General features: G+C 41.8%; 19 protein-coding genes. 17 read left to right on the top strand and 2 right to left on the bottom strand.

Annotated features, from left to right (window positions below; all coding sequences use genetic code 11):
• Positions 1-23: 23 nt before the first annotated feature.
• The 17 genes from RE476_RS08325 (at position 24) to RE476_RS08245 (ending at position 13090) form a co-directional block, all read left to right on the top strand.
• Entirely contained in the window at positions 24-872 is an 849-nt protein-coding gene (locus tag RE476_RS08325; protein ID WP_309307196.1) for a helix-turn-helix transcriptional regulator, read from the top strand.
• A 355-nt stretch (positions 873-1227) separates the two neighbouring features.
• A complete protein-coding gene (locus RE476_RS08320) occupies positions 1228-1431 on the top strand; it encodes a hypothetical protein (RefSeq protein WP_309307195.1) in 204 nt (67 codons plus the stop codon).
• A gap of 293 nt (positions 1432-1724) precedes the next feature.
• Complete coding sequence (locus tag RE476_RS08315) at positions 1725-2639, top strand: hypothetical protein (RefSeq protein WP_309307194.1); 915 nt, start codon at positions 1725-1727, stop codon at positions 2637-2639.
• A gap of 32 nt (positions 2640-2671) precedes the next feature.
• Positions 2672-3592: a helix-turn-helix transcriptional regulator gene (locus RE476_RS08310; protein ID WP_309307193.1), complete on the top strand. Its 921-nt coding sequence runs from the start codon at positions 2672-2674 to the stop codon at positions 3590-3592.
• A gap of 430 nt (positions 3593-4022) precedes the next feature.
• Positions 4023-4214, top strand: a complete 192-nt coding sequence (locus RE476_RS08305) for a hypothetical protein (protein WP_309307192.1) — start codon at positions 4023-4025, stop codon at positions 4212-4214.
• Positions 4215-4307: 93 nt separating this feature from the next.
• A complete protein-coding gene (locus RE476_RS08300; protein WP_309307191.1) occupies positions 4308-5057 on the top strand; it encodes an ABC transporter ATP-binding protein in 750 nt (249 codons plus the stop codon).
• Positions 5058-5083: 26 nt separating this feature from the next.
• On the top strand, positions 5084-6439 hold the full coding sequence (locus RE476_RS08295; protein ID WP_309307190.1) for a COG1361 S-layer family protein: 1356 nt from the start codon (positions 5084-5086) through the stop codon (positions 6437-6439).
• Complete coding sequence (locus RE476_RS08290) at positions 6436-7680, top strand: ABC transporter permease (RefSeq protein ID WP_309307189.1); 1245 nt, start codon at positions 6436-6438, stop codon at positions 7678-7680. The genes RE476_RS08295 and RE476_RS08290 overlap by 4 nt, the downstream gene beginning before the upstream one ends.
• A 158-nt stretch (positions 7681-7838) precedes the next feature.
• Complete coding sequence (locus RE476_RS08285; protein ID WP_309307188.1) at positions 7839-8894, top strand: hypothetical protein; 1056 nt, start codon at positions 7839-7841, stop codon at positions 8892-8894.
• A 103-nt stretch (positions 8895-8997) separates the two neighbouring features.
• Positions 8998-9435 carry a MarR family winged helix-turn-helix transcriptional regulator gene (locus RE476_RS08280; RefSeq protein ID WP_309307187.1) on the top strand — a complete coding sequence of 146 codons (438 nt, stop codon included), beginning with the start codon at positions 8998-9000 and terminating at the stop codon, positions 9433-9435.
• Between the two features lie 41 nt (positions 9436-9476).
• Positions 9477-10835: an MATE family efflux transporter gene (locus RE476_RS08275; protein ID WP_309307186.1), complete on the top strand. Its 1359-nt coding sequence runs from the start codon at positions 9477-9479 to the stop codon at positions 10833-10835.
• Positions 10836-10911: 76 nt separating this feature from the next.
• Entirely contained in the window at positions 10912-11226 is a 315-nt protein-coding gene (locus tag RE476_RS08270) for a Rieske (2Fe-2S) protein (protein WP_309307185.1), read from the top strand.
• A 24-nt stretch (positions 11227-11250) separates the two neighbouring features.
• Complete coding sequence (locus tag RE476_RS08265) at positions 11251-11556, top strand: Rieske (2Fe-2S) protein (RefSeq protein WP_309307184.1); 306 nt, start codon at positions 11251-11253, stop codon at positions 11554-11556.
• Positions 11557-11573: 17 nt separating this feature from the next.
• Positions 11574-11903, top strand: a complete 330-nt coding sequence (locus RE476_RS08260; RefSeq protein ID WP_309307183.1) for a Rieske (2Fe-2S) protein — start codon at positions 11574-11576, stop codon at positions 11901-11903.
• Positions 11900-12148, top strand: a complete 249-nt coding sequence (locus RE476_RS08255) for a glutaredoxin family protein (RefSeq protein WP_309307182.1) — start codon at positions 11900-11902, stop codon at positions 12146-12148. Before RE476_RS08260 ends, RE476_RS08255 begins: the two co-directional genes overlap by 4 nt.
• Positions 12149-12154: 6 nt before the next feature.
• Positions 12155-12496 carry a ferredoxin-thioredoxin reductase catalytic domain-containing protein gene (locus tag RE476_RS08250; RefSeq protein WP_309307181.1) on the top strand — a complete coding sequence of 114 codons (342 nt, stop codon included), beginning with the start codon at positions 12155-12157 and terminating at the stop codon, positions 12494-12496.
• Between the two features lie 12 nt (positions 12497-12508).
• A complete protein-coding gene (locus RE476_RS08245; RefSeq protein ID WP_309307180.1) occupies positions 12509-13090 on the top strand; it encodes a nitroreductase family protein in 582 nt (193 codons plus the stop codon).
• Positions 13091-13222: 132 nt separating this feature from the next.
• Here RE476_RS08245 and RE476_RS08240 read toward each other — a convergent pair whose 3' ends face one another.
• Together RE476_RS08240 and nifE are read right to left on the bottom strand one after the other, a co-directional pair.
• Positions 13223-14638, bottom strand: a complete 1416-nt coding sequence (locus RE476_RS08240; RefSeq protein WP_309307179.1) for a nitrogenase component 1 — start codon at positions 14636-14638, stop codon at positions 13223-13225.
• A complete protein-coding gene (nifE, locus tag RE476_RS08235; protein ID WP_309307178.1) occupies positions 14635-16125 on the bottom strand; it encodes a nitrogenase iron-molybdenum cofactor biosynthesis protein NifE in 1491 nt (496 codons plus the stop codon). The genes RE476_RS08240 and nifE overlap by 4 nt, the downstream gene beginning before the upstream one ends.
• Positions 16126-16138: the final 13 nt, after the last annotated feature.

The raw sequence follows: 16138 nt of genomic DNA, 5'->3' as shown, positions 1-16138 counted from the left end.
ATGTGCATATATGGTAATGTGACATGAGAATTACATATTGTGCAGGTTGCATCGCCATCATTTTACTTTTTTCAGGAATTGCTTCTGCTGAATATGTTGCAACTGTTCATGGCGTAGCTTATGAGTGGAATACATTCGATCCTCTGGCTAATACGATAATCGAGGTAAATTCCACTCCGGTGCAATCAATTGTTGCAAAATATGGCATCTACTCATTCGAATTACCCAAGGGTACCTATCGCATCACTGCCAGTTATTATGAAGGTGATCAGCTTACATATTACGGGGAAGATGTGATAACCGTACTGGATGAGGGGAATTATGTAGTAGACCTGTTACTCTTACCTTCTTATTCCCCTACCCCTGCGGAAGAATATATTGATTCTGCAAAAGTATCATTATCAGTTTCTCTGCTCGCTGTCTCTGTTGTTATTATGTTAATCCTTGTTGTTTCATTGTTTTATCAAATAAGGAAGAAACCACTAACAGAGCCTCATATAAAGCACAATCTTAAATATGCATTTTCTGCTTCTCCTGTTAAAGTTTCATCTCCAAAAGAAAAGGCTGCATTTCCGGAGCAATTAAAATCTCAATTTCATGAAAATATATTCCATTCAATTGTTCATGAAGATGAACATCCCCCCAAAGATATGGTCCATATACCAGAACCACTGTCAACCCAGCATAAGGAAATACTTGATATCCTGAAATCCCATGGGGGTACCATGTCCCAAAGGGAGTTACGTAAGTTTCTTGTTTACTCAGAAGGCAAGGTAAGTGTTATGCTTCTTGATCTTGAAAAAAGGGGCGACATACGAAAGATCAGGAAAGGGCGTGGAAACATCCTGTTTTTGACAGGATTGGAAGAGTGATTTATGGAAACGTTACCTGTTTATAATGCAGTATTTTGTATAATAAAAGTTCAATTGAATTTAGATAAGTATTCTGTTGTATTTTATGGTCTATTTCTCTGATAAAAGTGCCTATAAAGTTTTATTATTCGTTTTTACCAGATATCATCTCTTTCTCAGCAAGTATCCTTTTATTTAAAAGTGCTAATGGAGGAATTGTCTGTCAACAATAAAATGGTGGCAGACACCACCCCCAACCCAGTGGCACCAAATACATAACCACATCCAGCCAGGTGCCGCCATTGTACCAACAACCCCCCACTCGTTTAAGAGGTGCCTGCAATCAAGGCATCTCTTGACCGATACAGGTGATCAAATGGAAGATATGACTGATTCGTTAAAACAATTCATTGAATCAAGGCTTCAGGAAGCAACCCGTGCCCAGGCACTCTATCCTGATAGATATTACATTGCTTCAGGTCTCATCAGTAAATTGACTCCTGAACAGATGGGTCGTTTGTCAAGAATCTCTCCATTTGGTGACAATATGTCCATATCCAAAAAGGATTTCAAATGGTGAATTATTAATAAGGCCAAATTTCCTTTATAGAACCGTGGGTAGTTTGCTTACTTGATCCTCTCTTGTTCCTCTTACTTTTCAAGTAATTACTCGCGGTTTTATTTCTTCAATATTCCAATTGGCATATTGTCCGATGTCAGAATGTATGTTAATTCCTTAGCAAAGAGCATGCATTTAAATATACATGGAATATATTAAATGAAGAAAACGTTTAAGATGCATGAATATCTGTTATCTGTCTTAGAATAGGATATGCGTAATTATTGTTTATACTCCCAAAGATGTGATCTTCAATGAAAAAGATGCCTCTCATAGTGTTGATATTCCTCATGCTGCTCGTTGTTATTTCTGGCATGACGGATTCGGGGCTTATGCAACAATATCCTGATGAAAGACAGGAACAATCTGATGTATTGTTCATCCCTCCTTTTGACATGAAAGAGCCTTATAAGGGTGAAAGAGCAATTCTGTACATAGTTCCGTATACTTCTCCTGTGGATGAGAAGTTCTTTCTTGCAGATAATATTGAGAAGTCAGAGGAAATGGTAATACGTCTGGATGGAGCTGTTGCACGTCTGAATCAGGAAGGTAAAGATGTCAGAGAACTCGGACAGATGGTGGACAATTACGCTTTTCTTGTATCAGAGGCCAAAAAATATCTTTCACTGGCAGAAAATTCATCAGTAAGCTCAGATGAGCAGCAATATCTCAAATTATCAAGGGAAAATATCGTTCGTGCAAATTCAGAACTTAAACCCATATTCGATAAGGTAAGAACATATCTTACCGGTCCGGTAGGCATATCTGACAATAGCAGCCTGGTTGCTGAAGGTAGTGGTGTAGCCATATTGGCCGGAGATATTGATGTTAGCTTTTTCCTGTCTGATGGAAAGTTCTCCGTAATTGATTTTGCAAGAGATGTAGCAATAGATATGGAGCATGAATATAAGCAGGAAGTCATACCTGAAAGGGGTGAAGCTCCTGACTTGATGATGCCACAAAAAATGGTCTCATATGTAGAAGTTACAGGTAATGTGTCTTTATCCGGATCATCATTTTCCGTTGCGATAATGGATGATAATATCAGTCTTGTAGCAACAGGTACGGGGGAAGCTGAGCTTGTCGGAAACGGGACTTATTATTTCGATTATGGTACCTTTAAAGAAAACGAAAGTGTCTGGATAAAGTCAATATTTGAGAGTGATTGATATACCAGAAATATTAGGTTTAGGGTTGTGACATGAAAGTAATATCCTGCATCGGTTGTATTGCTATTATCCTGCTTTTATCAGGACTTGCCGGAGCTTCAGGTATTGCAACTGTACATGGCGTAGCTTATGAATGGAGCACATTCGAACCCCTTGACAATGCAATAATCGAGGTAAATTCCACTCCTGCCCAGTCAATGGTGGCCAAGTACGGCGTTTACTCTTTCGAATTAACAAATGGTACGTATCACATCACTGCAAGTTATTATGAGGATGATCAGCTAACCTATTATGCGGAAGACATTATTACAGTTTCAGATGAAGGCAGTTATGTTCTGGACCTGCTGTTGTTGCCTTCTTATTCCAGCTCGGACGATACAGCTTCTTCTGTCACGGATGTCGAAACTGAATCCTCTTCTCCGGTGGCTAACGCAAGTTCACTTATTTTTGGCTCCATATTTGTTGTTATCATTCTTTTGGTCCTGCTGGCATATCAGATGAAACAGAGGCCACAAAGATCTCCGGCATTAAAGCCAATAAAGGAAGACGAGAATGATGACGAAACTTCTCATGTGTCACATGTAGTTACCGGAGATGCTGCTGAAATGATCAGGGAAGAAGTACAGGATATGGCATTAGAAGAAGACAGGGAAGAAACAATAACTGAAATATTGGATGAACCTGGAATCACATCTTCAGTGGAGTCCGAAAGAGAACCACTTAATGCTGCACCAATTAATCCCGATGAACCCGTACCTGCAGATCTTCAGGAGATTCTGGATATTCTGAAGACCCAGGGTGGAAGGATGACGCAAAAAGATATGCGTAAGCGCCTGAAGTACTCTGAAGGTAAGGTCAGTCTCATGCTTCTTGACCTTGAAAAGCGGGGTAAGATCCAAAAATTTAAGAAGGGACGTGGAAATGTCCTTTTCCTTGTGGAATCGGATGAGTGATCATCCTCTTTGAATTTTAATCATGGTATTTTCCATGGATCTTTTTTCTATAAAACAAACTATCTCTTGCCTGTAATAGTTCATATTATCTATTTTAAAACGTTTTAAGGTTATTTTATATTTAGGATAAGCTTTTAGATGGTCTATAAACTGTATTATTGGTATTGGAATCTCTATAAAGCTTTATTTTTCAAAATTTGCTTATTTTTTGTCTTTTCAAAGTAAGTATGCTTTTATTTAAAACTGGCTAATTGATGGATTGCCTACCAGTTAATATTCCTGGTGGGTACCACCCAAACGAGGTGGCACCTAACCCCCCAACCACATCCAGCCTGGTGCCATCAACGTACCAACAACCAACAACCCCTCGTCTAAGAGACACCTATCACCTATCCGTCGGGTGTCTCTTATTCGAATCTGGAGATCAAAAATGAAAGATACAAATGATACACAGGTTCAGCTCGCAGGATTCGATGTCTATAATTCAAAAATGGATGAGAAGAATCAACCTGAAACAGAGTATATTTTCTCCCCTTTGTCTGGCAAACTGAGTCCGGAACAGATTGGTAGGTTGTTAAAAATATCTCCAATAGGCGAAAAAGAAGTCCTGAGGGGATTGTAAACAGGCATGAATATCGGATTTATGCAGATTTCTATTGTCTTATCATTATAATATAATATCTAAATTATTCAGGAATAGAATATTGAGGTAATCATGGACGAGAATCTTAATAATGTAAACAAAAAACCATCAAACGATGAACCGGATACTCTCATGCGTCTTACTGATGTGTGGAAGATATACAAGATGGGAGAAGTCGAATTTGCGGCTCTTAAAGGAGTTGACCTGGAAATATTACATGGTGAATTTGTAGTTATACTCGGTCCAAGCGGAAGCGGAAAGAGTACAATGATGAACTTGCTCGGCTGTCTTGATATTCCAAGCAAGGGTGTTGTCGAACTTAACAACAGGAACATTGCCCAGATGAAAGAATCAGAGCTTGCCCAGATCAGGGGCCAGTTGATTGGTTTCATCTTCCAGACATTCAATCTGCTACCAACTTTGAACACAATCGAAAACGTTATGCTTCCTCTTGAATTCCAGGAAGCTGACCCAGATGATTCATGGAAGAGAGCAGAAACACTTCTGGATATCGTTTCTCTCAGTGACAAAAAATACAATCTCCCTTCACAATTATCCGGTGGCCAGAGGCAGAGAGTTGCAATCGCAAGGTCTCTGGCAGTAGATCCCAAAGTCATCCTTGCAGACGAACCTACAGGAAACCTGGATAGTGAAACAGGAAATTACATTCTTGAATTTTTAAGCAACCTTCACCAAAAAGAAGGTAAAACAATCATAATGATCACCCACGATCCTGAACTTACAAAATATGCAGATCGTGTGGTTCATATTAAAGATGGAATGGTCGACAGTATAGAGATTAAGAACCGTGAAGCAATGTGATAAAAATGAGACGAATTTTATTATTGATGTTAGTATTGGTCCTACCTATAACAGCAGCATCGGCAGATATCTCTGCCAGCGTATCCGGTGTACAGGTGGATCTGATGACCCAGAGTCCAAGCCCTGCAAGGCCAGGTGAAACAGTAGAACTTACCGTCAGTGTCCAGAATGTAGGAAGTAAGGACCTCACAGACATAGTGGTCTCAATAGACCCGGAATACCCATTTACTGAGATATCCGGTGAATCCCTGAGCAAAAAAATATCATTCCTTGAAGCCCGTCAGGATGATGATGATGCAACCCTTCTAAAATTCAAAATGAAGGTTGATGCGGATGTTGCAGAGGACAGCTATGATGTAGATATAGTTGTCAGCGACAGTGATACCGATTCAAGTGTATCAACAACAGTCTCCGTAGATATACAGGGTAAAGAGTATGCACAGGTCGTCACCATAAGCGAATCAAATATCGATGTTGCAACCGTGGAACCAATAGAGTTCGTTATTACTAACACTGGCAGTTCCCCACTCAAGAATATGGCTGTTTCATGGGACGAGTCAACTGGTGTTATCCTGCCAGTTTACTCCTCTAATACCAAGTACATAAGCTATCTTGGTGTCGGAGAATCAGCAAATATAGCATACTCTGTAATGGCAGATGTGAATGCAGATCCGGGATTGTATCAGCTTGACATTACTCTTGAATTCGAGGATTATGATTCAAACACCAACACCATTGAGACCAAAGCAGGCCTGTTTGTCGGAGGCAGCACAGATTTCGATCTGAGTTACTCTGAGAGCGATGAAGGTGAAGTGTCCCTGTCTCTTGCAAACGTAGGTAACAATGAGGCTTACTCCGTTAAGGTGTCGATACCTGAGCAGGATAATTTCCAGGCTACAGGAAGTACCTCTACTATAGTAGGTAACCTCGAAAAAGGTGACTATACCATCACTTCATTCTCCATATCCCAGACCAATACAATGCCATCAATGGCTGAGGATTCAACCGGTACGGCTCAAGCTGAACCTTCTGAAATGACAGAAGAGGATATGGAAGCTATGCAGGAAGAAATGGAAGCTAAAAATGAGCTTCTTGTCACTATCGAGTACACTGATTCTGTAGGCCAGAGGCACTCTGTTGAGAAGGCAGTTCAGATAGAAGAACTGACCGGAGGAACCATGACAATAGGTGCAGGAGGGCCCGGAGGTCAAAGCTCTTCATCGAGTAACAGTTACTTGTTGTATGGTGCTGCACTCCTGATAGTTGTAGTTGCAGGATTGAACTACAGAAAAAAGAAAATGATGAAAGCAGGTACCTATGAACCTCTGAGTGTTGAGATTAAGAACCTTAAAGGTAAGATCTTGAAGAAGGAAAAGAGATGAGACGAAGTACCTATCTAAAGCTTGCTACGAACATCCTGATCCACAGTAAGATCAGAAGCTGGCTCACTATAATAGGTATTGTCATCGGTGTAGGTTCGGTCGTCACTATCATGGCGCTGAGTGATAGCATGTCTGCAGATATGGAAGAAAGGTTTGCTGACATGGACCTTACATTGGTTCAGGTCAGTCCTGGCTATACCAAGGCCATGTCAGGATTTGGCGGCGGCGGTCCTCCTGGCATGGGGGGCAGCAGTTATTCCTCAGATGATGCAGAACTGACAGATAAGGACATCATGGCGATAAAACTGGTCGAGAATATCGATTACATCTATGGTCAGATATCTGGCAGTGATCTGGAAGTTTACTTTATGGGTAAGACTGCTGATCTCTCTGTGACCGGGGTCGATCCACAGGTATGGCAGTATACTGTTACCTATGAACTGGAATCCGGCAGATTGCTGGAAGCCACCGACAATAACGTCGTGGTCATTGGTTACGGAATTGCCCATGACATGTACGATCAGGAGGTCGGCCTGAACCGTGTGCTTGCTATCGAAGGCAAATCCTACAGAGTTGTAGGTATACTGGCAGACGGTGAAAGTGATAATGCGATCATCATGCCGATAGACTCAGCAGTGGATATCATTGATGATGCTGAACAGGATGTATACGACAAGATCGTTGTAAAGGTGGATGGTGTCGACAACGTCGAGACAGTAGTTGATGAGATCGAAGAGAAGCTCCTGATATCCAGGCACATTGCCAACGATGATGACAGGGACTTCAGTGTATCTGATTCACTTTCGCAGGCAGAATCGGCCAGTGAAATGATGGAATCCATGACTATCTTCCTGGGAGCCATAGCAGGTGTATCACTTGTTGTAGGTTCTGTGGGGATTGCCAACACAATGTTCACCTCTGTGATGGAAAAGACCAAGGAGATCGGTACTATGAAGGCCATTGGTGCCAAGAACAAGGATATTCTGATGATATTCCTGTTTAACTCGGCACTGGTGGGTTTTGTAGGAGGTGTGCTCGGTATAGTGCTGAGTCTTGTGTTAACATCTCTGCTTCCGTACCTTGGAATATCTATGATGCGTTCATCCATGGGTTCGACGATAGCTCCTGACCTTATGCTAATGGGAATCTCCATCGCAGTGGTCATTGGAGTGCTGTCAGGTATTGTCCCTGCATACAACGCATCGAAGATGAGGCCGGTTGACGCACTGAGATACGAATAAAGTTCCTCTCCTGAAAGGACTTGGCAGGTTTCATATGAAGCTATGGGGGTACTTCATATGATCCTTTTTTAATATCGGGAATATGGGTTTACTAATGAAATAAAATGGATATAATTGATTGAATAGAGGATAGTATATGCAAAATAAGGTGAAATACTATGAAGAAACTGGTACTGTCGACTATAATGGCACTGACATTGATGTTCTCGGCCTATTGTGTAGCTGCTGAAAATGACGATTCGACTCTATTCTTTTCTTCTGTTTCCATAGGGGATGGTGTTTCAGGTCGAATGCAGGCTAAAGCCCAGCAAATATGCTATGTGACCAGTCAGCAGTTCTTTAATTCCAATATGGCCCGGAGATTAGGATTTGGCCAGAATCAGATGAATGCACAAAACATGCATACTCCTCAAGCCCTGCAGAATAATATGCAAAATCAGGATATGCAGAATATGAGGCAACAGGGTCAACAGGATGGAATGAATACTGCTCCTTCAAACATGCCTGGCCAGAATGTTCCTATAGGGCCTGTTCCAAGAATGCAACAGGGAATGACGGACAGGGAAGAACTTAGGGATTTCCTGCAGGATAACACATTCTCAGTAACAGATGTCTCAGAGTTCCAGGAATATGTAACTCCATATGTAGATGCGGTTCAGGATTATCTTGATGATGAAAATCTCGATAATGAGGATGAGATCTATGAGGCTGCAGTTCAGTGGATATGGGTATCTGACAGTACACTGAATGGACAACAGGAAGAATGGTTGACCCCAACTGAGTTCCTTGAGAAAACTCCGGATTATGATTCAAACCCGGTTCCTGGTGAAATAGTAAGTGACTGTGAAGACCAGGCCAACACTCTGGCATCACTGCTTATAGGCTCCGGTGAATATGATGAGAGCGATGTTAGAGTTGCAATAGGCCTTGTGAATTTTGACGGCAGTACCGGTGGACATGCATGGGTTGAGGTCTACGAGGACGGAGAATGGTTCCCTGTGGATGCTACAGTTGGTCCATACTACGATGATGACGAGGAAGAAGTGATCTATCCTGATGACTATGAGGATATAGATTTCAATTATTTCCAGGATGAAGGATACTCTGTCATAGAATTATGGTACTATTACAACAATGAATACTTCATGGACTTGAGTTCAGGAACAGAAGATGCTCCGGATAACTGGGAAGATACACCTTCCAGTTACAACTGAGCATTTCTCTATTTTTCTTTTCTTTCCTTTTCCAATTACCTTTATATATTAGTTTCACATTAAACTATTTAGTTTCACATGAAACTAATTAAAAGGGAATAATATGAAGCAGTCTGAAAGAATCGGTGCTAAGATCGCATACATCTTTTCGCACAATCACCATTACATCGAGAATGCGCTTGAATCATACAAGCTGAAAGGTCCAATGTTTGCATTCCTGCTGACTCTCTCTCATAAAGACGGTTGTTCTCAGGAAAGTCTGGCACGCTATCTTATGTTTAGCAAAGCTACGGCAACCAGGGTCATTACGGCACTTGAAAAAGAAGGCTATGTCTATCGTGAGAGGGATGAGAATGATAAACGCATATATCGGGTTTTTATCTCGGACAAAGGCAGGGAAGTTGTTCCGGCGATAAACGCTGCTCTTCAGGAATGGAATGGAATTCTGCTTTCAGACCTGTCAGATGAAGAGGAACAGATATTCAGAAAGCTTCTCGATAAAACAAAAAATACCCTTATGGAATTTGACAGACAGTCATAAAAAAGAAATGAAAAATGATTACTTGATATCAGGATAACGTCATGAACAATAAAAGTGAGTTTTTAGGTACGGAGAGCATTAATAAGCTATTGTGGAAACTATCAACGCCTGCTATAATAGGACTTCTTGTACAGGCATTCTATAACCTGGTGGACACATTCTTTGTTGGAAGGGCATTGGGTGAGCAGAGTGTACTTGGAATTGCAGGTGTAGCTGTTGCTTTTCCTTTACAGATGCTTATGATGGCAATTTCCATTGGAATAGGCGTAGGTGGTTCTTCGGTGATATCCCGTATGCTTGGTTCCGGGGATGTGAACAAAGCTGAAAAAACTCTCGGGAATGTCTTTACCTATACACTGATACTTAGTGTGATTTTTCAGATCCTCTTTTTCTTTAATGTAGATGCAGTACTGAACCTGTTCGGTGCTACTGTTGACAATCTATTCTATGCAAAGGAATACTCTGTTGTGATTCTGCAGGGTACACTGGCATTCACTTTTGGTTTTGTGTTGAATAATCTTGTAAGAGCTGAAGGAAACTCAAAAGTTGCCATGAACAACATGGTCTTTTCAGGAGTACTGAACATCTTCCTTGATGCGATACTAATGTTCGGTTTTGGCATGGGTGTAAAAGGTGCAGCTCTTGCAACCGTACTTGCACAACTGGCAGGAACTCTTTATCTAGTGTATTATTATCTGGGTGGGAAGAGTCAGGTCAAGATCAAATTATCAAATTTTGCTCCAAAATTCAATATGATCAAGGAAATATCATTGATAGGTTTTGGTTCCTTTGTAATGGGTGCATCAAACAGTTTCATGATGCTTGTACTAAATAATGTACTTGCAATTTACGGAGGCGATCTTTCAATAGCAGTATTTGGTGTTGCCATCAAATTACTTATGTTGATTCTTATGCCTATAATAGGTATATCTCATGGTCTGCAGCCAATTGTCGGTTATAATTATGGAGCAGAAAACTATGCAAGAGTTAATGAGTCTGTTAAGACATCACTAATGATCACTACCTTTTTTGGTTTGGTAGGTTTTCTTTTGCTTTCAGCATTTCCAGGCACATTCTTTAGTATGTTCAGCTCCGATGCCGATCTTATCGGCAGTGGAGCATCTGCTCTGAGGATAATGGTACTGGCAAGTCCGTTGATCGGTCTGAATGTTATTGGTACAACATTCTTCCAATCAATGGGAAAAGCAAAGCCATCCTTCTTCCTTTCAATGTCCCGTCAGATATTGTTCCTTATTCCACTGGTGATCCTTCTCCCGTATTACTTCGACCTTACCGGTGTATGGATGGCATTTCCAATATCGGATCTGCTGGCTGCTCTTTTGAGTATGTTCCTTGTCTGGAGGGAATATCGCTATTTTCAAATGCAAGAGCAACCATAAATGACCTTGCTCTCTTTTTTTATTTCACGACAACTATTTATATTTTTGACTCCCTGATTATTTATGGGAGATATAAATGCCGGAAAAATCCTGGTTCTTTGCTATAAAAGACGATGATCTTAAAGAAGGCAGTATGGAGTTTGCAAGGGTAAAAGGGACACCTGTGATTCTGATCAGGAAGAATGATGCAGTATATTCCCTCTTTGGGAAATGCAAACATATGGGCTGTCGTTTATCAAAAGGTACTTTCAGTGAAGAATATGTGCTCAAATGCCCATGCCATGGTTGGGAATACGACATAAGGACCGGTAAGTATCTTGGAGACAAGGACGAAGCTCTTTCAGTCTTCGAGAATAAGATTGAAGGCGGAGACATACTTGTCCTTCTTTAAACCCTGGAGAAAGGAAGGATCGGAATGACTTCATGGACTGTAGCTGCAAGCGAAAATGATGTGAAAGAAGGCAAAATGAAACCAGTAGAAGTAGGAGGTTCAAGAATTCTCCTAATTCGCATTGACGGGGAAATATTTGCCATTGAGAATCGTTGTCCTCATATGAACTGTCCTCTTCAGGGTGGTATTCTTCTGGATCACTCTATCAAATGTTCCTGCCATAGCTGGACTTTTGACCTTCGAACCGGAGCATATGTGGCATCAGACAAGATAAAGGTAAACGTATATGAAACACAGGTGATGGATGGAAGTATTTCCGTTCTTGTGTGAGTAGCAGGGATATATCTATGAAACAGGAAAACAACTGGATATTTGCATTGAAGGCAGATGACCTTAATGATGGTGAAAAGAAGCCCTTACTGATCGAAGGTAACAAAGTGCTGGTTCTCAGGATCGATGGTGACTTTTTTGCAATGTCCAATAAATGTCCACATATGGAGTGTCCTCTTTCAAAGGGAACTCTTGAACAATACGTGATCAAATGTCCCTGTCATGACTGGAAATTTGATATTCGCAACGGTGAATTCCTTGATGCAAGAGAGATCAAGGTCCCTCTCTATGAGATAAAAGTTATGGAAGGCAGTGTTTTTGTAAATCTGGAAGGTGCAGACAAATGAAAAAAGTTGTGATGTACACCCTCAGTACCTGTCCCTGGTGTATGAGGGCAAAGAAGTTCTTCAGGGAACATGATGTTCCATTTGAGTATACAGATTATGATAAGGCAGATGATAGTACTAAAAAAGCTATCAGGGCAGATTGTCTGGCACATGGTTCGGAAATGTCGTTTCCATTTGTGAAAATAGGTGGGGATGTGGTTGTAGGGTACAACCCGGATAAGTATTCTAAATTACTGGGGTTGTGATTTCAAATGGATACTGAAAAGCGAAAAGAACAGCTCAGGACGATGTTTGCAAAGGTTGTGGATCATCTGGGTTACAAATTCAGTCCTGATGAGGAATTGGTTGATTTCCTGCTTGAGCAGGAGGTCAATATCGAGAAGGAGAAAGGACATCCTTTTTGTCCATGCCAGGGTCTTACAGGTGAAAGGGAATATGATATGAAACTTGTATGTCCATGCATACCTTTTCACAGGGAGCACTATGATGCCATGAAACGCTGCTGGTGTGGCATGTATGTGCATAAGGATGTTGATGACCCTGACAGTCTGATGCAGATATCGCTAAAAGAATTCCTCGAATCAAAAAAATAGGGAGTGTTTATAATGGGAGTGGAAGAAAACAGCGTAATTGAAAATATAAAGACACGAAGAAGTGTCATGGAATATATTGACAGGGAAGTAAGTGACGAAGACATCAAGACAATAATCGATGCCGGAATTCATGCTCCTTCCGGTTTTAACAGTCAGCCATGGTTCTTTGTCGTGGTAAAGAACCGTGAAATGATGAAAAGGATGTCCGATCATTGCAAGCCACGTCTTCTGGGACAACTGGAAGAGACGACCGATGAATCTGCAATGGGATTCAAAAAAGAACTTGCAAGAGAAGAGTTCAACATCTTCTACGATGCTCCTGCACTTATTATCGTTCTTGGACACAATGCAGGTTTTACCACAGATTATGATTGTTCCCTGTGTGCTGAGAATATGATGCTTGCAGCACATTCCATGGGCATCAGCAGTTGCTGGGTAGGAACCGGATGTTTCATTCAGGATAATCCAGAGATACTGGAAGAACTTGGCATAACACCTGATTACAGGGTCATTGCACCTATTGTGTTCGGGTATTCAGTAAAGGAACCTGAAGAACCGCCTAAGAATGAACCCCGGGTTGTCTGGGTGTACTGATGTGGTGTTCACGTTAAACAGATATTGAAAACCGCTCAGAATCTAAAACTCAAAATCGAAAAAAAGAATTGAATTTGGCATTTCTGTATCAGAAATCTGCCAAATTTCAATCACACATCTTTTGTATCTTCCTCACGCTTCTGCGGAGTGAAAGCTACTTTCGCCGAGCGGAACATAGCTTTCCGGTTCAGACCATTTCGCAGCCATTTCAGCGTCCTGAACATCCAGGATAGTATTGGTTATCCTGTCAAGCATGCGCATTGCTCCCTTATACCCAAGTATCAGTGTCCTCTGGGCACCGACCCTGTCGTGTATAGGGAATCCGAATCTTATTAATGGGATATTCATATCCTTTGCAATGTACTTTCCATTGGAGTTTCCAATGAGCATCTGAGGCTTTGCCTTTTTGACAGCGTCATTGAAAGTATCAAAGTCCACATCCTCAAGGATTGTGACATCACAGTCTGGCTTTACCTGATTGACCCTTTCCATAGCATGTTCTGCAAATCTTGGTGACTTGCTGGAAGCAACCACAAGTATCGGATGCATGCCATTCTCAAGTGCAAGGGATAACATTCCCAGCACATTGTTTGGATCTCCGTAGATAGCAACCTTAGTACCATAAACATACTTGTGAGCATCCACCATGGCATCGATGAGTCTGCCTCTTTCCTTCTGGAACTCATCAGGTATTTCCATTCCGGATATCTCTGCTAATGCATTCAGCACCTTGTCAGTGTATTCAAGTCCGATGGGAAGTGGCAAATTCTGTGAGGGGATGTCAAATGTCTGTTCGAGATAATTGACTGCCCTGTTGTCGTTTGTAATCCCCAGTCCGATGGTTGCTGCACTATTCTTCATGTCTGCAATATCGGAGTGTGTTGTTCCACCAAGAGGGATCTTGTGAAGATCTCCGGTCATAGGTGCATCAAAGGTCTCTGAGATGTCAGGCAGAAGTATGAATGAATTATGTCCTACGATACTGGTGAAAAGGTGCTTCATTTCCCTGGTATCTTCCGGAGAGATATTCTCTGAAAGCACGACATTGAGCTTATTATTGAATATTTCCTTCTTGGAATCTTCCAGTGTAAAGGTCTTGACAATGGCCTCTACAGCCTTGATGTATCCACTGTTGTGGCTTTCTTCATAGCTGGGTGTTGGCACAGGGATGATTATCCTTTCATCGCCAATATTTTCTTCTTCCCTGAATTCACTGATTATACGGGAAATGTCATCTCCGATGGTTTCAGCGAGACATGTTGTTGAAACACCGATAACCTTTGGGTCGTAGCGTGATATTATGTTCTTAAGTGCCTTCTTCAGGTTCTCGCTTCCACCATAGACTGCCCCCTTCTCACTAAGTGAGCTTGAAGCTATGTCTACAGGTTCCCTGAAGTGGTGTGCAAGGTGCAGTCTCATATATGTACTGCAACCCTGGGACCCGTGTAGCAGGACCATTGAGTCTTCTATTCCCTTAAATGCCATCACGCTGCCGATAGGCTGGCACATTATACAGGGGTTGACCGTTGTATAGTTACGTTCGCTCATATCACAGACCCCTGTAATGTATTTATGTTAATGTCATGCATATTGCTTCTCTCCCCTACAACCTTCTTGGAGTCTGCTGTGTTTTGTTCAGCAGATTCGCTGGTGCCCTTTGTTTGCGTAGTTCCGGCTCCCAGCTTGCTTCTTACATATCCCCACACAGGACTGTTTATTGAAGTGTCAATTTCCCTTGCGAAGTTCAGGAACCCGTCATATCCTTCGAACTCAATGACTCTGTCATGATTGAAATCACAGAAAGAGACTCCAAGCTTATAAGCCAGGAATCTTTCCTTGACGCCTGCTACCATCAGGTCTGCCTTCTGATTAACAAGAAGGTCAGCAAGTTCCAGCGGGTTTGCATCATCTACAATGACAGTTCCGTCCTTTACCTGGTAACTTATCTGCTTGTAGTCATCCCGCTTTCCAGTCTGTGTACCTATTATAACGACTTCCATTCCAAGTTCCCGGAAGCCCTTTATGAGTGTAAGTGCCTTGGCAGCACCGCCCATGTAAATTGCTGCAGTCTTTCCCTGAACCCGGTTTCTGATTGCCTGAATCTCGGGCATTATTCTTGCTGTTTCCTTTTCAATGATCTCTTCAGCGATTCTCATCATTTCTTCAGAACCAAAGAACTCAGCTGTTGTTCTAAGTGCAATTGCAAGATCCTCTATTCCAAAATAACTCACCTTGGTGAAAGGAATTCCATACTTCTTCATCATCCACTTTGCAAGGTATGTCATGGAACCTGAGCATTGCACTAAATTCAACTGGGCCCCGTGTGACTTTGAGATGGTATCTACTGTTGCATCTCCTGTCATAGAAGTGATGACCTGTATTCCCATCTTTTCAAAGAGGGGCTTTACCAGCCATACATCTCCTGCTACATTGTAGTCGCCAAATATATTGATCCTGTATTCAGAGGTTATTTCAGGTTCCTTTGTCCCGATGATCTGCATAAGTGCATTGCATGCTGCCTTATATCCATCGGACTTTGTTCCCTTGAAGCCTTCTGACTTTACAGGTATAACTGGGATTCCTACTCTTTCGCTTGCATCCTTACATACAGCTTCGAGATCATCTCCGATGATACCGACAATACAGGTTGAATAGACAAAGATGACCGGAGGGTTGTATAACTCAACGATCTCATCTATGCTCTTTGAGAGTTTTTTCTCTCCGCCGAACACTACGTCAAGTTCCTTCATATCAGTTGAGAAACTGGTACGGAACGTTTCCTTGTCACTTGACAGGCTACCCCTGATATCCCAGGTGTAACTTGCACATCCGATTGGACCGTGTACGAGGTGTACTGCATCGGTCACAGGATTTAATGCCACGCGAGCACCTGAATACACACAGGCTCTCTGGCTCATTGAACCGGCGATGGATGTATTATCGCATGCTAGTTCGCTGCTCTTCTTTGCCTGCTTCAGTTCTATATATGGCTTTCTTTCATCCAGTGTGTCTACTACACTTGTAATGTCTGGCATGTTCTCACTCCCT

It is taken from the genome of Methanolobus mangrovi (assembly GCF_031312535.1).
In the GTDB taxonomy this organism is placed as follows: domain Archaea; phylum Halobacteriota; class Methanosarcinia; order Methanosarcinales; family Methanosarcinaceae; genus Methanolobus; species Methanolobus mangrovi.
This window is presented reverse-complemented; position numbering and strand designations above follow the sequence as displayed.